20 protein-coding genes and 1 other RNA gene are annotated in these 21,569 nt (G+C 60.6%); 9 read left to right on the plus strand and 12 right to left on the minus strand.

Going from position 1 to position 21,569, the window contains the following annotated elements; all coding sequences use genetic code 11:
- Nucleotides 1-272: 272 nt before the first annotated feature.
- Together ssrA and E4631_RS05150 are read left to right on the plus strand one after the other, a co-directional pair.
- Nucleotides 273-644: a transfer-messenger RNA gene (gene ssrA, locus E4631_RS05145) on the plus strand.
- A gap of 866 nt (nt 645-1,510) precedes the next feature.
- Nucleotides 1,511-2,812: an amidohydrolase family protein gene (locus E4631_RS05150; protein ID WP_133660035.1), complete on the plus strand. Its 1,302-nt coding sequence runs from the start codon at nt 1,511-1,513 to the stop codon at nt 2,810-2,812.
- Nucleotides 2,813-2,821: 9 nt separating this feature from the next.
- On the opposite strand, the gene E4631_RS05155 is transcribed toward E4631_RS05150, so the two are convergent.
- The gene (locus E4631_RS05155) at nt 2,822-3,091 is read right to left on the minus strand and encodes a response regulator transcription factor (RefSeq protein ID WP_205704206.1); all 270 of its coding nucleotides are present in this window, start codon (nt 3,089-3,091) and stop codon (nt 2,822-2,824) included.
- 123 nt (nt 3,092-3,214) lie between these two features.
- Between E4631_RS05155 and E4631_RS25805 the strand changes: the two genes are divergently transcribed.
- Entirely contained in the window at nt 3,215-3,358 is a 144-nt protein-coding gene (locus E4631_RS25805; RefSeq protein WP_166648267.1) for a hypothetical protein, read from the plus strand.
- A 277-nt stretch (nt 3,359-3,635) separates the two neighbouring features.
- Here the strand turns inward: E4631_RS25805 and E4631_RS05165 are convergent, their stop codons facing one another.
- Both E4631_RS05165 and pta read right to left on the minus strand, forming a co-directional pair.
- Nucleotides 3,636-4,835, minus strand: a complete 1,200-nt coding sequence (locus tag E4631_RS05165) for an acetate/propionate family kinase (RefSeq protein WP_133660037.1) — start codon at nt 4,833-4,835, stop codon at nt 3,636-3,638.
- A gap of 86 nt (nt 4,836-4,921) precedes the next feature.
- On the minus strand, nt 4,922-7,015 hold the full coding sequence (pta, locus tag E4631_RS05170) for a phosphate acetyltransferase (protein WP_133660038.1): 2,094 nt from the start codon (nt 7,013-7,015) through the stop codon (nt 4,922-4,924).
- A 924-nt stretch (nt 7,016-7,939) separates the two neighbouring features.
- Here pta and E4631_RS05175 point away from each other — a divergent pair.
- The gene (locus E4631_RS05175; RefSeq protein ID WP_133660039.1) at nt 7,940-9,541 is read left to right on the plus strand and encodes an amidase family protein; all 1,602 of its coding nucleotides are present in this window, start codon (nt 7,940-7,942) and stop codon (nt 9,539-9,541) included.
- Nucleotides 9,542-9,558: 17 nt separating this feature from the next.
- Here E4631_RS05175 and E4631_RS05180 read toward each other — a convergent pair whose 3' ends face one another.
- Nucleotides 9,559-10,644, minus strand: a complete 1,086-nt coding sequence (locus E4631_RS05180; RefSeq protein ID WP_133660040.1) for an alpha/beta fold hydrolase — start codon at nt 10,642-10,644, stop codon at nt 9,559-9,561.
- Between the two features lie 800 nt (nt 10,645-11,444).
- On the opposite strand from E4631_RS05180, the gene E4631_RS05185 reads away from it, so the two are divergent.
- The 3 genes from E4631_RS05185 (at nt 11,445) to E4631_RS05195 (ending at nt 12,636) form a co-directional block, all read left to right on the plus strand.
- Complete coding sequence (locus tag E4631_RS05185; protein ID WP_133660041.1) at nt 11,445-11,774, plus strand: hypothetical protein; 330 nt, start codon at nt 11,445-11,447, stop codon at nt 11,772-11,774.
- Between the two features lie 109 nt (nt 11,775-11,883).
- Nucleotides 11,884-12,315: a hypothetical protein gene (locus E4631_RS05190; protein ID WP_133660042.1), complete on the plus strand. Its 432-nt coding sequence runs from the start codon at nt 11,884-11,886 to the stop codon at nt 12,313-12,315.
- A 33-nt stretch (nt 12,316-12,348) separates the two neighbouring features.
- Nucleotides 12,349-12,636 carry a hypothetical protein gene (locus E4631_RS05195; RefSeq protein ID WP_133660043.1) on the plus strand — a complete coding sequence of 96 codons (288 nt, stop codon included), beginning with the start codon at nt 12,349-12,351 and terminating at the stop codon, nt 12,634-12,636.
- A gap of 83 nt (nt 12,637-12,719) precedes the next feature.
- On the opposite strand, the gene E4631_RS05200 is transcribed toward E4631_RS05195, so the two are convergent.
- The 5 genes from E4631_RS05200 to E4631_RS05220 all read right to left on the minus strand — a co-directional run bounded on the left by E4631_RS05200 (nt 12,720) and on the right by E4631_RS05220 (nt 16,948).
- Nucleotides 12,720-13,058, minus strand: a complete 339-nt coding sequence (locus tag E4631_RS05200) for a hypothetical protein (protein WP_133660044.1) — start codon at nt 13,056-13,058, stop codon at nt 12,720-12,722.
- Nucleotides 13,059-13,093: 35 nt separating this feature from the next.
- Nucleotides 13,094-14,089, minus strand: a complete 996-nt coding sequence (gene uvsE / locus E4631_RS05205) for a UV DNA damage repair endonuclease UvsE (RefSeq protein ID WP_240734684.1) — start codon at nt 14,087-14,089, stop codon at nt 13,094-13,096.
- Between the two features lie 64 nt (nt 14,090-14,153).
- The gene (locus E4631_RS05210; protein WP_166648268.1) at nt 14,154-14,834 is read right to left on the minus strand and encodes a carboxypeptidase-like regulatory domain-containing protein; all 681 of its coding nucleotides are present in this window, start codon (nt 14,832-14,834) and stop codon (nt 14,154-14,156) included.
- Between the two features lie 133 nt (nt 14,835-14,967).
- Complete coding sequence (locus E4631_RS05215) at nt 14,968-15,651, minus strand: hypothetical protein (RefSeq protein WP_133660047.1); 684 nt, start codon at nt 15,649-15,651, stop codon at nt 14,968-14,970.
- A 91-nt stretch (nt 15,652-15,742) separates the two neighbouring features.
- Nucleotides 15,743-16,948: a metallophosphoesterase gene (locus E4631_RS05220; RefSeq protein WP_240734686.1), complete on the minus strand. Its 1,206-nt coding sequence runs from the start codon at nt 16,946-16,948 to the stop codon at nt 15,743-15,745.
- 162 nt (nt 16,949-17,110) lie between these two features.
- Between E4631_RS05220 and radC the strand changes: the two genes are divergently transcribed.
- Nucleotides 17,111-17,866: a DNA repair protein RadC gene (gene radC, locus E4631_RS05225; RefSeq protein WP_133660049.1), complete on the plus strand. Its 756-nt coding sequence runs from the start codon at nt 17,111-17,113 to the stop codon at nt 17,864-17,866.
- Nucleotides 17,867-17,968: 102 nt separating this feature from the next.
- Nucleotides 17,969-18,607: a DUF1684 domain-containing protein gene (locus tag E4631_RS05230; protein ID WP_133660050.1), complete on the plus strand. Its 639-nt coding sequence runs from the start codon at nt 17,969-17,971 to the stop codon at nt 18,605-18,607.
- A 55-nt stretch (nt 18,608-18,662) separates the two neighbouring features.
- Here the strand turns inward: E4631_RS05230 and E4631_RS05235 are convergent, their stop codons facing one another.
- The 3 genes from E4631_RS05235 to E4631_RS05245 form a co-directional block, all read right to left on the minus strand.
- Complete coding sequence (locus tag E4631_RS05235; RefSeq protein ID WP_133660051.1) at nt 18,663-19,142, minus strand: nuclear transport factor 2 family protein; 480 nt, start codon at nt 19,140-19,142, stop codon at nt 18,663-18,665.
- A gap of 84 nt (nt 19,143-19,226) precedes the next feature.
- Nucleotides 19,227-20,378, minus strand: coding sequence for an LGFP repeat-containing protein (locus E4631_RS05240; protein ID WP_133660052.1), 1,152 nt, complete (start codon nt 20,376-20,378; stop codon nt 19,227-19,229).
- A 105-nt stretch (nt 20,379-20,483) separates the two neighbouring features.
- A complete protein-coding gene (locus E4631_RS05245; protein WP_133660053.1) occupies nt 20,484-21,326 on the minus strand; it encodes an AraC family transcriptional regulator in 843 nt (280 codons plus the stop codon).
- Nucleotides 21,327-21,569: the final 243 nt, after the last annotated feature.

Here is a 21,569-nt window from a genome sequence, read left to right on the forward strand (position 1 = left end):
GATGTAGGGTAAGCTTTAGCTTGCCGAAAGAGTGTGCGGTAAGCTTTAGCTTGCCGTAGTTAGAATTGGCCGCGTTGGCTGGTTCGCGTTCCGAAACGGCAGGCGCAAGCCTACTCTACGCCGCTTCCGGCAAGCTAAAGCTTACCACACACTTCGGAACAAAATCTGCGGCCAAAACATTTACTTCCTATAGCACGTATCTTTGTGCCCCGCTGCACGCATTGGCAAGCTAAAACTTACCTTATATGTGGCGGACTCGTTCTTTCTAATTTGGGGATGACCGGAATTGACAGCTTGCGCAAGTCGCGGGTAAGCGTGCCGGGAGTTGATGGAAGCTCTCCCGCCAAAAAATCTATCAAACAACAACTGGCGACTATTCGTACGCCATGGCTGCCTAGTTCAGAACTAAGCACTGCCATCGTTCCGCTCGGGTAAGTTTTTACACCTGGGAGTTCGGAGCGTCGTAAGTAGAAACTAGCCGTCGAAGAACCGTGATTCGGCGGCGAAACCCAACTGCGGATAAGGGAGTTTCAAGGGCCTGATGTGCGCCTGAAATTCTTCGAAAATCCAAGCATAGATACGCACGTAGAAAGCACGTTGGCTTCCTTGTCTGGACCAGGGTTCGAATCCCTGCATCTCCACCCCTCCTAAGTAGTAGCCCCGTCAGACTTTGTCTGGCGGGGCTTTTTTTGTGGCTTACCCAACCCGGTTTTGCACCTGCTCTCCTTTTTTATGGCCACAGTAGGAAAACGTAAAATACATTAAATCAAACTGGTGAGTGAGTACTTACTTTTATTATTGCTATACTAGTGCTACATTGTAACGAAAGCTGCTGAAAGTATGTACATTTAAGTATGGAAACTATCATCAAAACCATCGCGCACGCTTGGCACTACAGCCCGGCAGAGTATTGGCACCTTCGCCTGCTCGTTTCCCTGACGCTAGTACCGCTGCTTGGGGTATTGTATGTGATATTTTTTGACAGGCATAAAGTAGCTAAGGTACCTAAGCTGCAATCGCATAAATAGAAAAATTAGCTTTCCTGGTTCAGTAAGAAAGTATTGCGTGACAATAGCAAATTGCTGCTGCTGAAAGTGAAGTGATAATACGTTAAGTGCCCGATGCTGGAGTGGCGTTGCCCTTAGGTGTAGTAGTCAAAATACCTGAATACGCCGGCTTATGTGCCCGCCCAGTCTGCGGAAACGGGCCAGTTGCGGAGTTCGAGTTTGAGGGGGGTAGGAGAGTTTCGGTTTAGGTATTGTTATCGACGCAAGACCTTGCGCAGCGTCTGCTGCCCCACGCAGTGGCTACGTTCGCGCAGCTCGACCCCAGCAGGCGGAAGGGGGCACAGTGACGATGGTGGTCAGATATGGCCACCATTGCTGTTTTCAGGCCGGCTCTACCCGGTGCGCCGGCTGGGGTGGTGTAAAGGGCGGCGTAGTGGGTAGGCGTATTTAGTGCCATATTGCCTCGGCTCCTGCGCCACTCCGCTGCCGGCCGTTGCCCTCTTATGCACAAAAGTTACTTTCTGCTCCTTCTGGCCCTCTTTTCGGTAGGGCTACCTTTAGGTCTGCACGCGCAAGTCAAAGCGATTCGCTTTGGAAAAGTCGTGGATGGTCGGGGAAAAGTGTTCACCGACGCCGTTGTGCTCGTCCGTGCCGACCGTATTGTGGCCGTCGGCGCAGCCAAGGACGTGGCAATTCCCGCCGACGCCGAAGCCATCGACTTGCGGGCGTACACCGCCATTCCCGGCCTCATCGACGCGCACACTCACCTGAGTTTTTACTGGGATAAAACGCCGGGTACTACCCCCTGGGCGCAGCTGGGTACCCTAGGGCCGGCCGTGACGGTGTTTCTGGCCCAGGAAAATGCCCGCAAGGCCCTGGCCACGGGGGTTACCACTGTGCGCGACCTGGGCTCGTTCGACAATATAGACTTTGCCCTGCGTGAGCTCATTAACCGGGGCGCTATCGTGGGGCCGCGCATGTTCGTGGCTGGCAACGGCCTGCACATCAGCAGCTCACCCTACAAGGTCGGGGCCATTCCGGATGCCGGGCAGTGCGATGGGGTAGCAGCCGTGCAGCGTGTGGCCCGCCAGCAAATAGCCGCCGGGGCCGATTGGATAAAAATGTACGGCTCGACCGGCAGCGACAAGGATGTTACCGGCTACCAGACGTTCACCTACGAAGAAATGAAGGCCGCCGCCGACGTAGCCCACTTTGCCGGCAAGCGCATTGCCATCCACTCCTACGGCCCCGATGGGGCCCGCGACGCGGTGCGGGCCGGCACCAATACGGTTGAGCACGCCATCGATATCGACGACGCGACCCTAGCCACCATGGCCAAAAAAGGCATTATCTACGTGCCCACCGTCGAGCACAATAAGTACTATATTGCCCACCGGGCCGAATTTGGCTACGACACCACCGTGGTCCGGGAGCTGAATGGCTACGTGGCACAGAACTTCGAAACCCTGAAGCGGGCCATCAAGGCAAAGGTAAAAATCGCTATGGGCTCCGATGCGGTCTTCACGGGCTTTGGGGAGAATACGCGCGAGCTGGCCTGGTTTGTCAAGGCCGGCATGACCCCCACGCAAGCGCTGCAGACTGCCACCACGACCGGCGCTGAAATGCTGGGCCAGGAAAAAAACTTGGGCGTCATCGCCCCCGGCTATCTGGCAGACCTGGTGGCCGTAGAGGGCGACCCAACTACCGATATTAACGTGGTGATAAACCATGTTAAGTGGGTCATGAAAGCTGGCAAAGTAGGCGTTGACAATACCGGGCCGGCTGCCGCCCCCACTCCGCGCTAACCAACGCCGCTACCCGGCCCCCTGAGTCCGGCCCTCCACCGTGGCTTCTTCCCCGGCGCGGGCCGATAGCAGAATAACTGGCAGGCCTACCGTGCCGGGGGCTTGCCGCAGCGCGTGCAGCAGGCCAAAGCCATTCAGGCGCGGCATCATCACGTCTGAGACAATAAGGTCGGGCCGGGCCGTGGCGGCCAGGGCCTGCTGCCCGTCGGCAGCCGTTTGCACGGTCCACTGTGGCGCTTGGCTCAGCGTGCGCGCCCGCATGTTGGCGTTGTCGTCCACGACCAATGATGGTCGCTTCTACCGAGTCTTCTGTTGGGTCGGAGAGGTGGGCAGCTGGCTCTGCCTGGCGGCCGGCATCGGCCGGGAAGTCATCGGCCAGCCAGTGTGCCGCCTCTTCAAGAAATGCCACCGGGCCCTCGCGCTGCTAAAGGCGGTTTTGGCCCGGTCTGGCTCGGCCAGCGCTTCGGTCCGCTGGCGCTCGGCTTCCAGCGTGCGCGCCCGGCCCAGCGCCGTGGTGACGGCGGCGGCCAGCAGGTTAAAGAATAGCGCACAATCCGCGTCGAGGACGTGGCGGGCACTGGCCCTGGCTACCAAAAGAGCTAGCGGGGCGCTGGCACCAGGTGTGCGCCGCGCTGGAGTTGCCTACCCCTTCTCTTGTGAATCAGGTGGTCAAGCGGAAGCGAACAGGGTGAAAACTTATATTGGATTCTAAAAGGCACACCTTGCTGCTATACAGGATGTTCCGCGCGTGTAGCTGCGCTGAAACCCGCTTTTTAACCACCTCTCTATGCTGTACGGCTTCGCCAGGCTACCTCAACCCTCGCTACGCTAGCAGTTCGGCACACTGCCGGGCTATCTCCAACTCCTCATTGGTCGGAATAACCAGAATGCGGGCCCGGCAATCTGGGCCGCTGAGGTCGCGCAGGCCGGGAGTGCGCGCCTGGTTTTTAGCCTCGTCCAGCTGCAAGCCTAGAAACTCCATGTTCTGGCAAACGCGCGTGCGTACCAAGGCATCGTTTTCGCCTACCCCGGCCGTGAAGACGATGGCATCCAAACCGTTGAGCACCGCCGCGTAGGCCCCGATGTATTGCCGAATGCGGTAGGCGTAGAGGTCGTAGGCCAGCCCCGCTCGGGCATCGCCGGCGGCCAGCGCCGCGCTGATATCGCGCATGTCGTTGGCCCCCGTGAGGCCTAGCATGCCGCTTTCCTTGTTGAGCAGCGTGCTGACTTGCTCCGTGGTGTAGCCCAGCGGACCCAGCAGGTACAGCAGTACCGAGGGGTCGAGGTCGCCGGAGCGGGTGCCCATCACCAGGCCCGCCAAGGGGCTGAAGCCCATGCTGGTATCCAGGCTCTGGCCGCCGCGCACGGCCGCCACGCTGCACCCGTTGCCGAGGTGAATGGTGATGAGCCGGGCGTCGGGCTGGCCCAAATGCGCGACGGCCTGCGCCGCCACGTACTGGTGGCTGGTGCCGTGAAACCCGTATTTGCGGATGCGCTGCTCGGTATAAAGCGCCGTGGGCAGGGCGTAGCGGAAGGCGTATTCGGGTAACGTTTGGTGAAAGGCCGTGTCAAACACCGCTACCTGCCGGGCCTGCGGGAAAACCCGTTCGGCCACCTCAATCCCCAGGTAATTAGCCGGGTTGTGCAATGGCGCCAGCCCAAACAGCCGCTTGATTTCCGCTTTCACCCCCGCATCAACGGCGGTGGCCTTCGCAAACGACTCGCCGCCGTGCACTACGCGGTGGCCCACCACGTCAATCTCCGCTAGCTGCCGAATAACGCCGTTCGTGAGCAAGCGCACTACTTCCTGCAAGCCCGCTTCGTGGTCAGGCAGCGGTAGGGTACTGTGCTGCTCGGCAGGGGGGGTAGCAGGGGCTTGCAGGTCGAAAACCTTGTGCGTAATAGTAGCTTGGTCAGAGCCGATGCGCTCGACCAGGCCACTGCATACGGGCCGCTCATCTGGCCAGCGAAACAGCTGGTACTTGATAGAGCTACTACCAGAATTGAGAACGAAGATGGTCATAGAGGAAAGGGGGGGTAGCGTGGACTCTTTGAGTCCGCGCGTTGGAGCGCCAGAACAGCCAAAGGCGCGAACTCGCAGAGTCCACGCTACTGCTGCTGACTCTGAATGGCCGTAATCACCACCGTATTAAACACGTCATCCACCGTGCAGCCCCGGCTCAAATCATTCACCGGCTTGTTGAGGCCTTGCAGCACCGGGCCGATGGCCAGGGCTCCGGTTTCGCGCTGCACGGCTTTGTAGGTGTTGTTGCCGGTATTCAAATCGGGGAAGATGAGCACGCTGGCCTGCCCGGCCACCTCCGAATCGGGCAGCTTCTGGCGGCCCACCAGCGGGTCGACGGCGGCGTCGTACTGGATGGGGCCTTCTACTTTCAAATCCGGCCGTTGTTGGCGAACCAGCGCGGTGGCCTGGCGCACCTTGTCGACATCAGCTCCCGCCCCCGACGTGCCCGAGGAGTAGGACAGCATGGCGATGCGCGGCTCAATGCCAAAGGCCCGGCTGCTTTCGGCCGAAGAAATGGCGATTTCGGCCAGCTGCTCGGCCGTGGGGTTGGGGTTCACGGCGCAGTCGCCGAACACGGCCACGCGGTCGGGCAGGCACATAAAGAACACCGACGATACCACCGACACGCCCGGCTTTGTTTTGATGAACTGCAGGGCCGGCCGAATGGTGTGCTGCGTGGTGTGCACCGCCCCCGATACCATGCCGTCGGCGTGGCCCTGGTACACCATCATGGTACCGAAGTATGACACATCGCGCAGCAGGTCGCGGGCCATGTCGTGGTTCACGCCCTTGTCCTTGCGCAGTTCGTAAAACGTCTCCACGTACGCCGCGTAGTGCTCCGATTTCACGGGGTCGATGAGGCGCAGGTGGCCAGCGGGCAGGCTGATGCCCAAGCGCTTGGCCGAGGCTGCTATCTCGTCGGGGTCGCCCAAAATGGTGAGGTCCACAATGTCCTGGTGAAGCAGCTGCGCGGCGGCCCGCAGAATGCGGTCGTCGTTGCCCTCGGGCAGCACAATGTGGCGGCGCGAGCGCTTCGCCCATTGCAGCAGCCGGTACTGGAACATGTGCGGCGTGAGGCCCTCCGACTGGAAGCTGACCAGCTTTTCCTCCAGCGCCCGCACCTCCACATGGCGCTCGAAGGTGCTGATGGCCAGCTGGATTTTCTTCGGATTATCGGCCGAGATGCGCGAGCGGATAGCCCCCACGCGGGTGGTGGTTTCGAACGTGCCGGTGGGCACGGCCAGAATGGGCACCACGTTGGGCAAGCCTTCGAGCAGGCGCACAATAGGCGCGTCGGGCGCGGCGCCGGCCGTGAGCACAATACCCGCCACCCGCGGGTAGCTGGCCGATAAATTGGCCTGCAGCGCGCACACAATGATGTCGCCCCGGTCACCAGGCGTCACAATCAATACATTTTCCTTGAGGTAGTTAAGGAAATTGGGCACCTGCATGGCCCCTATAACGTAGTTGTCGACCTGATTGCCGAGACCGCTTTCCCCAAACAGCAGCTGGCCGCCCAGCTCCGCCTGAATTTCGCGCATGGTGGGGTGCAGCAGGTTGGGGTCGTCGGGAATGACGGCCAGCAGCACGTCGGCCGGGATTTGGGTGCGCAGCAGGGCCTGCACGTCGGCCACCTGCGCGGGCAACACGCGGTTGGCCACCGCCAGCAGCACCGGTACCTCCCGGGCCTCGAAGCTGCGCAGTAAGGTGAGCACCGCGCTCACCAGTTGCGCCGTGCTTTTGCCCTCGCCCGACACCACCAGGATAACGGGCACGCCGAGGTTTTTGGCAATCGATACGTTGGCGTCAAACTCAAACGCCGTACCCGCCCCCACAAAGTCACTGCCCTCCACCACCGTAAAATCGCAGCTCTCTTCCCACTGCTTAAACGTATGGATGATGGCGTCAATCAACTCGCCCTGGGCTCCGGCTTCCAGCAGGCGCAGCGCCTCGGGGCGGGTGTAGGCGTAAGTAGCGGCGGCGGGCGGCGGTAGCTTGAAGTAGCTGCTTATGGCCTCCAAGTGTGGGTCGGGCCGCTCGGCGGGGTCGTGGTCGATGATAGGCTTGAAGTAGCCCACCTTGCGGGCCTGCCCCAGCAGCAGGTTCACCAGCCCCAGCGCCACCAGCGACTTGCCGCTGTAGGGCTCGGCGGTGGCAATAAAAACGGCTTTCGTCATGAGGTAGGTAACGGGAGAAACGAAGCTGGCGTTGGCTGGGCCCGGCCCACGCTACCCCAGCCAAGCCATGCTTCCGGGGTACTACTGAGGTGGTGGGGTAAACCAAGAGAGAATCAAGTGTTCATCTCCTGAGCTTACGGAAAAAGCTCCCTCCTCAAAACCATTGCTAGCTGGCCAAAGCCTTTCGCCAGCTGACAACTCAGCTCGCGCAATTTCCAGGCCCGCGTCAACCGGTCCGCTGGCAGAGCCAGCCGACCGGTTGACGCGGGGACGAGGGCTGCACGACTGGCCAAGCGGCGCACGCGTCAACCGGTCGGACGGCTCTGCCAGCGGACCGGCGCACGGACCTGTGAACCGGCAGTAGGCAGGTATATTTTGGCGGGATGCGCTAGCAGCGAAAGGGCTATAAGCCAGCCATAGTTGCTGTTGTCTAATCCTTAGTTAGCAATAAGATAGCTAGTTACGCGACGAGGCTACCAAGGCAATTGGCCTACTGAGCCAGCAGCGACCCAGCATGATTTGATGCCTAGGGAAAATGACACAACAAGCGCGACTATAATCTGTAACTTTTAGGGGGTAGAATTACGTAAAAGAAGATATGAAAACTCCACAATCGTTTCCAGTGTATTTGCCAGCTGTTAATCGCCGGCTCGAACACCAGGCGGGCTTGCCAGGCGGCAAAGGGCCGCTGCCTCGGTGGGGTACCAACAGCAGTGAGCAAGGAAAGGTCGTAGCGCCCAAGCAGCGACTAGGGGCAGACTTTAACGATATTATTGTGTCCCGATAGCAAATGTTATTGCAGTGTAAACACGCCTTGCTCCCGATAGAGCAAGGCGTGTTTTTGTTTACAGTAGGAGCGTAAAAATAGGTTTTTTGGTTGCTAAATGCGGTTTTGTGGCTCATTCCGGCCGTTATTGCCTGCGTATGAGCAACCTCCGAAAAACCGGCCTGTATCTGTTGCTGCTGTGGGGTAGCGCGCTACTGGCAACTAGCTGCGGCCAAGCGCGCCGCGAGCAGCAGGCCACTACAACCAACCGCCCGCCCTTTGAGGTGGCGGAAGCCTCAATAGCCGATGTGCAGCAGGCGCTGAAGCGCGGCGACTGCAGCTGCGAGCAGCTGGTGCAGGCTTATCAGGCCCGTATTGCCGCTTATGACCAGCCTACCCACCTCAACGCCATTGTAGTCACCAACCCGGCGGCCCTGGCCGAAGCCCGGCAGCTCGATGCTGAGTACCGGCGTACCGGCAAGCTGCGTCCGCTACACTGCATTACGCTGATTGTGAAGGATAACTACAATACGGCGGGCCTGCAAACGGCGGCCGGCTCGCTGGCGCTCAAGGGCTTCGAGCCGACTACCGATGCCACCATGGTGCGCGACCTGAAGGCGGCCGGGGCTATTGTGCTGGCTAAGTCAAACATGGCCGAGTGGGCATTTGCCCCGATGGTGACTATCAGCTCATTGGCGGGCGAAACGCGCAATCCTTACAACCTGGCGCACGTGCCGGCGGGCTCCAGCGGCGGCACAGCGGCGGCGGTGGCAGCCAGCCTCGGCACGGCGGGCCTGGGTACCGATACCGGCAACTCAATTCGCGGGCCCTCGTCGCACAATGCGCTGGTGGGCTTTCGGCCCACGCTGGGGCTGCTGAGCCGAGCGGGTATCGTGCCGCTGTACCTGCGCAACGATACCGGCGGCCCCATGGCGCGCTCGGTGGCCGATGCTACCCGCCTGCTCGAAGTGATGGCCACCGGCCCCGACCCCGCCGACCCGCTAACGACCTACAGCGCCGGCAAGATTCCGGCAAAAGGCTACCAGCAGTTTCTAAACAAGAATGGGTTGCGCGGCGCCCGCATTGGCGTGCTGCGCACGCTGAGCGAGCGCAGCCCCGACCCGCAGGTGAAAGCCCTGTTTGAACAGGCGGTGGCCGACCTGCGCCGAGCTGGCGCGACGGTGGTAGATGTAGAGATTCCGGATTTTGCCCAGGTCAGCAAAGGCCAGTGGGCCTCGGTATTCAAGCACGACGTGGACCAATACCTGGCCGCGCAAGGCCCGAAAGCGCCGGTGCACAACATCGACCAGGTGCTGGCCTCGGGCAAGTACGCGGCTTACATTAAGGGAAATTTGCAGGATGAGCTGGCCCACGGCGTGGCACCCAGCGCCAGCGTGGCCGGCCGGGGCGAGGCCTACACCGACCCGCGCCGCATTGCCTTTCGCAACGCCGTAACGGCCGTGATGGACGACCAGAAGCTCGGCGCGCTGGTGTACCCGACCTGGAACAACCCACCGGCTAAGGTTGGTGATTTGAAGGGATATAAGGGTGATAACAGCCAGCTCATTGCGCCGCATACCGGCCAGCCGGCCTTCACGGTGCCCATGGGCTTCACCTACGATAACCTGCCCGCCGGCTTGCAGTTTCTGGGCCGCTCGTTCGACGAGCCTACGCTTATTACTTACGCCTACGCCTACGAGCAGGCCACGCACCACCGGCGCCCGCCGGCCCAGTTTCCGGCCCTACCCCCCCGGAAATAGGCCATGAGCAAGCGGGCTTATTTTGGCTCCGTCTGCTTGAGTAATTCTTCCAGATAAGGACCCCAGATGGCGGGGTTCGAGTGGGTGCCGTGGCCAGTGGTGAGGTCCGTGATGGGCAGCAGGATGTAGCGGCCCTTGGCCACCCGCTTGATTTCGGTGTCCAGAATGCCCAGCTCGGGCGGGTTCACCTGGTCGTCGGCCGAGTTGATGGCAAACAGCGGGGCCTTGATAGCCGCCAGGTGCGGGGCCGGGTTGTAGTCGCGCGAGGCATCAAACTGGTAGATAAAGTCGTTGGCATCGAGTGTCTTGTAGAGGTTGGCTTCGGTCTTGTCCAGGGCTACTTCGGCCTGGGCGCGGGTGGGTGCCAGCTTCTGCATCTGCTTGGGGCTGCTGGTCATAAATATCAAGGACGACGCGGCGCCGGTGAGGCCTACCTTAGGCTCGGTGGTGTAGCTGCCGCCCTGCCAGGCGGGGTCCATTTCTATCATATCGATGGCCATTTTGCGCAGCATACGGTTGCGGCCGCCAATCTCCACGGGCAGGCTGGCCAGGGGCAGCAGGGCATCCATGTAGTCGGGGTATTTGTAGCCCCACACCCAGGTTTCCATGCCGCCCATTGAGGTGCCCATGATGAGGCGGGCGTGCGCTACCCCCAGCTTCTCGGTCAGCAGGCGGTAGTTGGCCACCACCATATCATCGTAGGTGTATTTTGGAAATTTCATGTGCAAGCCGTTGCTGGGCTTGCTCGATTTGCCGTGGCCGATGGCATCGGGCAGGATGACGTAGTACTTGGCCGCGTCCAGCGGCTGCCCCGGCCCAAATAAGTGCCCCGCAAATAAGTCGCTCAAAAAGCTGGTGCCTGCGCCCGTAGTGCCGTGCATGATGAGCACCGCATTCACCACCCAGCCCTGCTTATCCTTGCGGGGCTGGCCCACGGTGGTGTAGTGTTGGTTGAGCACCGGCAGGGTTTCACCGCTTTCAAACCGGAAGTTGGCCAGCGTGTAGTCGCCCCCGACGGGGGTAGGATAGGCGGCCTGGGCCCGGCCAGCCAGCGGCGCAAGCAGCCAGCCACTCAGCAAAAGAAGCAATCGGAAAGTAGTCATACAGCAGGGCAAAGGGGGGTAGGGAAAGCAGCCGCAAGTTGGCGACGGGAACCCCAGAAAAAGCGAAACGCCTCCCCGTGGCCGGGAAGGCGTTTGCTTGTCTCTGGTTTGGAAAAGGAACAGGTTGGAAAGAGCCCCGGCTTAGCGGGAGTAGCAGCAAAGAAAGGGGGGTAGGCACAGCATTACAAGGACAAAACAAGCCCATTTGTGACAATAATAAGATGAAATTTTGCTGAAAATATTATAAATTATTATTTGATAAATTATAACAATAAAAAGTAAATTGGCTTCTTGTACTAAAAAAGGGATTAATTATTTGTGGCGAAACGTAGAATATAGGTGGTTTGCTCTCTGCTTAATGCAATTAATAAGCTTGTGGGTAGCCTTTATTCCGCCCTGCTTATGAGGGCTGGCCCTCATGGTAGCCAACCTTTCTGTGGTATTCGTGCTGCAAGCGAGTTGCGGTCTCGAAGCCTACAAAGCATGCTAGCACTACCTCCTGCGGTTCCTAGGCGGCGCACCCATCAACCGGTCGGCTGGCTCCGCCAGCGGACCGGCGCAGGTACCCGAACTTGGAAATTACTCTAGCAGGCTTCGTCCTACTGATAGGCTAAACCGCAGCGGAGTAGCCTGTAAGCTGCTTTGCGGTAAGCCAGTCAGCGTGAGTTGATAATGATAGCGCTAGTGCTGAGTTTACAAAAAATAATGGAAAAATACTGTAAAACAAGCAACTACCAGTATGCGATGGCCCGTATAAGACCCGGTTTTAAGACCACTCCATCCATCAAATTTCCTTTTCCATGAAAGTTTCCAGCATTTTCCTCGCCGCCGCCTTTACCCTTTGCACCAGCGCTGCCTTCGCCCAAACCACTCCTGCCACCACGGGTACCACCGGCACTACTACGGGTACCACTGGCACCATGGGTACGGGTACTACCGGCACCATGAACCAGACTACCCCCGGCACGAGCACGATGGGCACGGGTACCATGAATAATGGTACCATGGGTGCCGGCACCATGAGCAACGGAACCAGCACGACGGGCAGCGACCAGCGTGCAATGCGCCGCGAGCAGCGTATGAAGTCGAAGACGACCAAAACGAAATCGACGATGACCCCCAATAACTAAGGCTAACCTGTGGTAGCCACGCTGCCGCCTTTGGCCGTATAAAAGCCGGCTGCCCCATGAGCGGGCAGCCGGCTTTTTGTCGCGCTTTACTTATCTTAACTAGCTTGTTATGAAAACGTTAGTACTACTAGTGGCTGTGGGCTTGGCCGCCGGCACGGCCCGCGCTCAAACGGTGCCCTTCGATGCAACGGCCCCCATGCGCGGCGGCATGCAAAACCAGACCGCCGTGCCGCCTGTGAACCCGGCACTCAACCAAAGCACCATTCAGGGGCCTTCGGAAGTGCAGCGTACTCCCACCAGCTACGATGCCCAGCCCAGCCGCCTCGCGGGCTCGGTGCCCATTGCGGGCACGCCCGAGCAGTCGCCCACGGCCGTGCCCGATGTGCGCGAGCAGGGCCTCATTCCGCAGCGCGCCTCGCGGCAGTCGAGCGATATCGTGCCCAGCCGGGGGGTAGGCTCCAGCAACGTGAACCAGCGCCGCCCCGCGCTGCCCCAAAACAACTCGCTGCCCAGCACGGTAAGACCCACAATTCGACCTTAGCTGCCTTTTCCACTACCCAACCTTCTTTTTTGTATGAACGCCAAGAACCTTCTGCTTGCCCTCGCCGCCACTTTCTGCTTTGGTAGCGCCAGCGCCCAAACTGCTCCTATCAGCCCCCGCGCCAGCCAGGCGCCCGCCACTATGGCCAGCCCCAATACCACCCGTAGCAGCATGAGCAACGCGGCCGAGGGCACCGGCACCGTTGTTACCCAGCCTACCGGCAACGAATACGGTACCTCCGGCGATGCCACAAAGCGCAAAACCACCAAGCACAAGGGTGAAATGATGGGCGCCAAAGACAAGATGAAAACCAAAATGTAGGTTTTGCTTAGCGCCTACCCCCATAGAAAAGGCTGGCCTCCCGCGCGGGAGGCCAGCCTTTTCTATGGGGGTAGGCGCTGGTTTTAGCCCACGTGGGCCAGCAGGTCGTGGCCGTGGCGGCGTAGTGTGTCGGCTAGTTTCAGCAGGTCGTCCTTGATGTCGGCGGGGGCGTGGTGGCTGGCCTGGCTGGTCTGGTCGCCGAGCATTGTCAGCGAGTTGCCGATGGCCGTGGCGCTCAGGCTGCCGCTCGTGAGCAGCGATTGCAGGTTGCCCATTTCGCGGGCAATATCCTGGAACTCGGGCTGGCCGCTCTGCAGAAACTGCTGCTGCCAGGTTTCAGTATTATCCATGGCCGAGCCCAGCGGCAAGCTGGTCAGGCCGTTTTGCAACCCCGATAGGGTGGCGTGCAACAAGTCATTCATGGTAAAGCGGGGGGTAGGGAAAAGAAAAAATTAAATCAGCCGGCCGGCGCTGCGGGCTTGGCCTTGGTGGCCCGGCGCTTGGGCGCGGCGGCTTTGGGCGAAGTAAGGGGGGTAGGGTTGGCAGTAAACGTGGGTGGCTCGTAGCCGGCGGGCATGGGCGGCAGCAGGCCGCGGGCGCGCAGCAGCTGGGCCGCCCGCACGGCGCTGGCTTCCTTGTCCTTGATTTCGAGCATCATGTCTACCTCAAGGCCATCGAGGTCAACCAAAAAGTCTTCGAAGAGCGACGGCACCAGCGTAGTCGTGTGCTTGCCGCGCCGCTCGCCGGGCGCCTGCGAGCTATAGTCCATCATCGGCACGCCGTCGCGGGTGGGGTGCCAGGTAGCGGCGGCCAGGCGCAGGGCCTCGCGCATGGGCTCGCCGTGGTTGAGGCATTCGTGGTGAAAATTATCGAATAGGATGGGCACGCCCGTCGCGTCGTGCAGGCTCAGGCACTCGCGCAGGCTGTAGAGGCGGTCGTCGTTTTCGACCACCAGCCGCGCCTGCACGTCGGTGGGCACCAAGGTCTGAAAGGAATCGACCCAGCGCGCCAGGGCCACGCCCTTGTCGCCATACACCCCACCCGCATGAATTTGCAGCTTGGCCGTCGAGTCAAGCTCCATTAAATCCAACATGGCGCCCTGGTACACCAGGTCGGCCACACTACGGCTCACAATGCCCGCATCAGGCGAATTTATGAGCACGTACTGACCGGGGTGAAACGACACGCGCAACCCATGCTGCCGCACGTAGTCGCCAATGGCCCGGAACTCGCTCCGAAATTCGCGCTGCCAGGGGTAGGTATTTACCTCGTGCGAGCCGAATGGCACCACATCGGACCCGATGCGAAAAAACAGCAGCCCGTGGGCCACGTTCCACTCTAGTATCTGCTGCAGGCAGGCCAGGTTGGCCGCCACGGTGGTAGCCAGCCGCTCGGCCGAGTAGGAAGCCAGCCGAAACGTACTGCCCGCACTGCACGGTAGCGTTTCATTCACGCAAGGGTAGCCAATCTTCATCCCGTAGGCTTACGCGGGTTGCCGGCTGCGGGTTGGTGATTTCCTACTCATACCCGCGGTTGTCGCGGAAGGCTTTATTGTACTCGGCGCGTTTTTTGGCGGCCTCCTCGGCTGCGTCACGGGCTTTGAGCTGCTCCACCTTGCGGCGCTCTTTGCCCTGGCGCGAAAACTGGTCGTAGAGCCAATCCACGTTCGAGCCGCTGATGGTGGGCGCCTCGGCCTTGGGGGCGGTAGAGTCCACGGCGAAAAGCGGCTTGGGTTTGGGCGCGCGCTTGGGTATCTTCACCACCGGGGGGGTAGGGCGCTTCATATTGCGCAGCGCCCGGTTGATGATGGCGCGGTCGGGGCGGTCGGCCGTCACGCGCACTTCGCCCAGCTGAATGGAGTCGCGCACCAGCTTTACCTGCACCACCAGCTGCGTGAGGGTGGTGCCGCCCAGCACCAGCAGGTGCGGCTTGTAGCCCACCGCCCGAAACACCAGCGTATCGGTGGCCAGGGCCGTAATAAAAAACGCGCCCTTCTCATCGGCCGCCAGGCCCAGGTGCGTGCGCTTCACCTGCACGGTGGCGCCCGGCACCGACTGCCGGCTCGCGGCCGCCGAAATGGTGCCGCTTACGCGCACTATCGGCGAGGGGCTGCCGGCCTGTGCCCACGCGGCCGGCGCTGCCAGTACGCAGGCCAGCAATAAGCTGAATAAGCGCAGCTGGTGTTTAATGGAAAGCAAGGGGGCTGGTAAAAACACGTATCCTTTAACGCAACGGTACCGCAAAGCTGCCACCAAATGAGGCAAAAAAAGCCCGCGTCGTTGCAGACGCGGGCTTTTCGCAGACTAACAAGCGGTTTTAACCGCTCGGAGACTACATTTTGGTCTTCTCGCCGTCGGCAGTTTTAATTTTTACCTCATCGCCCTTCACTTTCACCTTCGCACCGTTTTCGAGCTTGGTTTTAGATTTGGCCACTTTGTTATCCGAGTTCAGCATATCCTGGTTGCGCATTACGCTGCTGGCAGTGGTGGGCGTGCTGCCGCTGCTCATGTTATCGCTACCCGACGATGACATCGAGCCGCTGCTATCAGAAGGCATAGTGGCGCTCGAGGCGCCGGCCGTTTGGCCGTTGGTGTCGAGGTTGTTGGCCTCATCGTAGGTAGAGCGCGACGACTGGTAAGACTGGTACTGCGCCGGCTGCGTCAAAATGCCCTGAAACTCTTGGTCGGTGTCCGTATTGTACTGGCGCATATCGGCGGCCATGCCGGTCGTGTCGCTCATATACTTCTGGTGCATCGCATCATAGCGTTTCGAGCGGTTGTAGTAGGCCGTGCGCAACTTCTCCTTGGTGGGCTCGTCGGCAATCTTCATATCCGACGCAAACTTGTCGGCCATGCGGTTGCCGCGGGCTTTGTAGGTTTCGTCGGTGGTGGTAGTGGTCGTCACGGCTCCGTCGGCGGGCACCGTGGTGGTGGTAGTGTCAGCAGTTTTTTCCTGCGAGCACGAGGCCAGCGAAAGGGCCGTAGCGCCGGCAAGAATGAACAAGGCGTTTTTCATGTGGAAGATGGTCGTTAAAACCAATAAGTTAGGACCCCTCTAACGAGATATATCGCGGGCGGGTTATGGCGTGCCCGTGCGGCCCTGCTCGCTACGCGCGGCGCAATTCCAGCAGCGTTATCTCGGGCAAAAAGCCTACCCGCCCCGGAAAGCCCAGGTAGCCCAGGCCCACGTTCACGTACAGCTTTTGGCGCCCTTGCTCATAAATGCCCGCCCACTGGGGGTAGGAGTACTGCACCGGGCTCCACTTAAAGCCCGGCAGGTTCACGCCAAACTGCATGCCGTGGGTGTGGCCGCTGAGCGTGAGGTCAATGTCTTGGTAATCAAGTACCTGCGCCTCCCAGTGCGACGGGTCGTGCGAGAGTAGCAGCTTAAACGGCGCGTTGCCGCTGGCCGCGTGGGCCTGGGCCAGCTTGCCGTGCTTCGGAAAGTTGGGGTGGCTGCTCCAGTTCTGCACGCCCAGCACGGCCAGCTCGTCGGCCCCGCGCCGGATGGTGTGGCTTTCATCCAGCAGCAGGCGCCAGCCAATTTTGGCGTGGTTGCGGGCCAGGCGCGCGAGGTTTTCCATCTTGGCCTCGGCGCTGTCCCACTGCACGTAGTCGCCATAGTCGTGGTTGCCGAGGATGGAGAATATCGGCAGGTCCGACTTAATGCCCGCCAGCGCCTCCATATGTGGCTCCACCTCAGTGGCGCGGTCATTCACAAGGTCGCCGGTCATCACAATCAGGTCGGCTTTTTGGGCGTTGATAATGCCCACGGCGCGGCGCATGGGCTCCAGGTTGCCATTGAACGAGCCCGTGTGCAAATCGGAGATTTGCAGGATTTTGAAGCCCTCGAACGACGTTGGCAGGTTGGGGTAACGCAGCACCACGTGGCGCACGCGGTAATCGGTTTTGCCCTTCAGCATGCCCCAAAGCAGCGCCACCAGCGGCACCGCGCCCAGCCCCAGCGCCAGCCTGCTGATAAACTGGCTGCGCGAAATGGGCTCAATGGCCGTGGCTCTACCCCCCTCCGCGCCGCCCAAGCCCCGCGCCGCCCAGCGCCCGAGCCGCGTGAAGTCCTCCAGCAGCAGCGGAAACACGATAACCAGCTTGGCCGCCAGCAGCAGCAGCGGCGCGGCCAGCAGGTAGCTTTTGAGCGCCACCGGGCCATCGTGCCGGGTGCGGGCCGCCCAAAAGCACAGCGCCCACAGCCCCAGCGTGAGGGCCCAGTAGCTGACGGCAAAGCCGCGCCGCGCCGCCGGCGAGCTGGGCGCCAGAGCGGTGCGCACGGCCACGTAGCCATAGGTTTCGGCCACTATTATTAAAAGGAAGATTCCCCAGAAAACGAGTTGATTGCGCATACGGACTGCCAAACGGCCCACCGCAGGTTTATGTTTTTAGCTGGCGGCGATACTGCCGGGGCTAACGCGCGACCCCGGATTTTACTTTATCTTGGGCAGCTATACTGAAACGCTTCTATGCCGCCTACCCCCCCGCTTTCGCCCGAAGCCGCCGCCGACCCGCCCCTCGCCGCGCCCTACACCGCGCCCGCCAGCTTCGGCATCAAGAGCTGGGCCGAGGAGTACCGCCCCCGCGAAAAAATGGTGCAGAAGGGCCGCGCCGCCCTCTCCGACGCAGAGCTGATTGCCATTCTGCTGGGCTCGGGCACCACAAAGCTCACGGCCGTGGATGTGGCCATGCTTATGCTGCAAGCCGTTGATAATGATTTGAATGAGCTGGCTCGGCTCAGCATCAAGCAGCTGTGCCGCCATCCGGGGGTAGGGCCGGCCAAGGCCATCTCGGTGGTAGCGGCGCTGGAGCTGGGCCGCCGCCGCAAGGAGGCCGGCGCGGGTCGGCGCACCACCATCACCAGCTCGCGCGACATCTACCAGCTGGTGCGGCCAGCGCTGCAAGACCTGCCCCACGAGGAGTTCTGGATAATCATGCTGAACCGCGCCAATGTGGTAATGCGTCAGGAAAAAATCAGCAGCGGCGGCGTGGCCGGCACTGTGGCTGACCCCAAGCTCATTTTCAAGCACGCCCTCGAAAACCTGGCCAGCAGCATTATTCTGGTGCACAACCATCCCAGCGGCAACCGCCAGCCCAGCGGCGCCGACATTTCCCTCACCAAAAAGCTCCAGGAAGCCGGCAATTTTCTCGACCTGCCCATCCTCGACCACCTCATCTACACCGACAACGGCTACTACAGCTTCGCCGACGAGGGCATCTTGTAGAGGTACAGTAGCACCGTAGCGCGAACTTTGTAATTCGCGCCCCACAACGACTACCGTTGGTACGGCGCGTGGTCGCGAACTACAAAGTTCGCACTACTCCCTATGCGTAAAATCCTTCTGGCCGCCGGCTTGCTGGCGGTTATTGGCCTGTTGGTCTACAATTTCTCCAGCAGCCAGGGCCCTACCCCCCCCGCCGCGCCCGACCCTGCCTACCTGGCCCAGGTGCGCCAGGCCCGGCAGCAGAAAGACAACGCCTTTCGCGCCAATGCCAGCTCGCCCATTCCGGCCGGGCAGCGGGCGGCCTTCAATGGCCTGCGCTACTACGGCCCCGATGCGGCCTACCGGGTGGTGGCCCGCCTGGTGCGGGCGGCCGTGCCGGCCCCGCTGCCGCTGGCCCTCACCCGCGGCTCGGCCGATGCCTACGCGCGCTGGGGCACCGCCGAGTTTGAGCTGGGCGGCCGGCCGCAACGGCTGACGTTGCTGCAAAAACAGGGGGTAGGGACGGGCCAGGAATTATTTCTCCCCTTCACAGACCCTACGAACGGCCAGCAGACCTACGCTGGTGGCCGTTACCTCGACCTTCCTATGCCCGCCCCCGATGCCACTGAAATCAGCCTCGATTTTAACGCGGCCTACAACCCTTTCTGCGCCTACAACCACGACTACAGCTGCCCCAAGCCGCCCGCCGACAACCGCCTGAGTGTGCCCGTGCTGGCCGGCGAGCAGCTTGGCGGTGAGTAGTGACGTTCTTCTACTCACTGCTGACTGCTGACTGCTCACTACTCACTGCTCACCACTACGCTGGCATTCGCTTCGATTGTACCACGGCCATTTGCCACTGTCCGTCGCGCAGCACCCAGGCAATCATCATTTGGATGGTATTGCTAAATGCTTTTCCGTCTTCTATACCGCTGAACGTAGTGGTAGCCACGGTAATAGCTGTGTTGCTATAGCGATTTACCTTCACAGGGCTCACTATTTTTACCGTGGTAGTGGGCCATTTGGCCAGGTAGGCCAGCTCCTCGGCGCGGCTGGCGTGGCCGTTGTCAGGGCTGTAGTGCACGTATTCGGAGGCCATGTATTTGCCCAGCGCCGTCATATCGTGCTTTTCGATGGCCGTGCCCACCTGCTCTATCAGGCTGGTGAACAGTTGCTCGTCCGGGGTGAGGGCGCGGCTGACCGCCGGGGTGGGGGTAGGGCGCTCGGTAGCCGCCAGCGGCTCGATGGGTAAGGTAAATAGTGCCGCAACGCCGAATAAGGCCAGGTAAGTTTTCATATAAAGAGGAACAAGAAAGAAGATGGGTAGCAGCCGGGCAGCCGTGGTGCCGCGGCCGCTCGGTTTCCGACGGAGCCCGCCGGCCTATACCGGCACGATGCCGAAATACACCTTGTAGTTGGCGTGCTGGCCCAGCAGGTTGTTGGTCGCAAACTTGAACCCCACGTTTTTGGTAGTTGAATTGGCTGTTTTTTTGGCCAGTATAATCATGTCCTTACCCGTTAGGGTAATGGTTTGGGTGCCGATAATATCATCGCCAAAGCCAAACAAGTCGTTGATAGCCTTGCCGATGTTGGGGATGAATTTCTGAATGAGCGGCCCCAGCACGGCGGCAATCCCTACCCCCACCACGGGGATGAAGCCCAGGGCCAGCGTGCCAGCCTCGTGCACTTTTTGGATGGCGGCCGTGATTTGCTTCTGGTACTTAGCAGGGTCACCCTCATCGGCCTCCATCAACAACACGCTGATAGAGATGCCATTGGGCTTGCCCCGGTACACTTCCAGCAAGTCGGGCCGGCTGGTGTTCGAGTCGACGCTGCTGTACGTCTGGCTGCGGTAGCTGCCGGTGGCGAAGGGTGTCATCACGCCAAACACGGCGTAGGGCTCATCGGCCCCCGACGACTCGCCGGTTTCCTTGAAGCACACCAGGCCGGTGTAGGCCACCGACACGTCGTTCAAATCCAGGGCCCCGGTGTCGGGCCACCAATAGATGCCGCCGTGCTGAAACGCGCTGACGCGCCCGCCGTCCGGGAAGTCTACCTCGTCGCTGGTGGGGTAGCCCAGGTACGAGCGCTCCCAGTCCAGCGCCGCCCAGCGCTTGTGAATGTCGCCCCCCACGCCGTGGGCCCCCGTCTGGGGCGACCACATAATGGTATTGGCCCCGTGGTTGAAGTGGTTGTAGCGGCCCGTGCCATCGGAACAGGGCGACTCGTCGGTGTCGGGCCGGCCCCAGGCCGTGCCGCCCAGCTCGCGCCATTTTTTATAGATTTCGCCGTGAAGTTCCAACGCTTTTTTCAGGCTACTGTTGTAGCACAGGCAGCCATTCTGAAAATACCAGGTGCTGCCATCCTTCTTTTCCAGCGGCCCAAAGAAGCGGGCGCCGCCTAGCTCGTCAAAGCGTTTTTGCAGCACGGTAGCCAGCAGATTTAGTTGTGTAACCAAGCCACCGGCCTGGGCTGCGCCGATGGTAGAAGAGCCGGTTTTAGGAAACGCGACCGGGACAATGAGTTTGGCCATAGCTGTAGGAGGGGGGTAGGGTGTAGAAAAAATCTATTCCCAAAAGTACCCGCCCGCTCAACCCTGCACCTAGTACAAATGCGACATTATCAAAGAGATAACGACTCAGAAAGAAATGCTTAAATCCTCCATTGTGCGGAAAAGCATCGATTTCTCGATTTCCTCGGCCTTCAGCAGGCTAGGTGCGAAGCCCGCAAAGAATTTGAAATCCCGGATAAAGTGCATCTGGTCGAAGTAGCCGCAGCGGTGGGCAATTTCGGTCCAGGAAAGCTGCGGCGCGGTCTCCTTGTATTTATAGGCGTGCGAAAACCGAATCATGCGGCTATATACCTTGGGCGACAGGCCCAGCCGTTCGTACGACTTGCGCTCGAACTGCCGCACGCTCAAGCAGGCCCGCGCCGCCACCCGCTCAATGGGCAGGTTGCCGCTGGCGTGCACCTGGTGCAGCATGGCCAGGTCGAAGGGCAGCAGGGCTTTGAGCTTAGACAGCTTGCCCAGCAGGTAGCGCTGGGTGATGTCGTTGCGCTGCTGATGGGTGCGCGCTTCCTGCAAGCAGTCCACTAGCTCGTCGATTTCCTGCCCCATCACCAAGCGGGCATCGTAATCGCAGTCCACCAGCTCGGCCATGGGGATGCCCAGCAGCCGGTACATGCCGGCGGGCTTCAGGCACACGACTACCGCCTGGTGCTGCTGGCCCAGGTCCAAGGTGATGGGCAGCTGCTGCGGCCCGATAATGATGGAGCGCGCCCGCTGCACAAACTCCTGGCCCGGTCCTTTGCTCAGCTTCACTTGGTCGTGGAGGAAAAAGCATAAAAACCGGTTGGGCGAGGGCACGAACGGGTAGATAGGTGACAGCCCGGTGCCGGCCCGAAAGTCAATATCGAACACAAAAACGCTGTTTACGAACTCCAGCAGCGCCGGGTGCGGTGCAAAATGAATAGTTGGCATAAGGCGGGCAGCGGCTAAGGAGCGGAAGAGTCACCAGTACTTTATTACGCTAAATGTATCTGATAATCAAGGATTACGCAATACCTAAGGTAAACTCTTAACAGGAGTACGGCGGGCGCCGCCCCAACCTTGGAGGCCAAGACAGCCTGTCGGGCCGGGTGGCTTGGGCGACGGGAAGCGTGCATTTTGGGGCACCCGGCCAGCCCGTACCTTTGCCAAACGCGCCCGGCCCTTGCACTACCG

It is taken from the genome of Hymenobacter sp. UV11 (assembly GCF_004684095.1).
Classification (GTDB): domain Bacteria; phylum Bacteroidota; class Bacteroidia; order Cytophagales; family Hymenobacteraceae; genus Hymenobacter.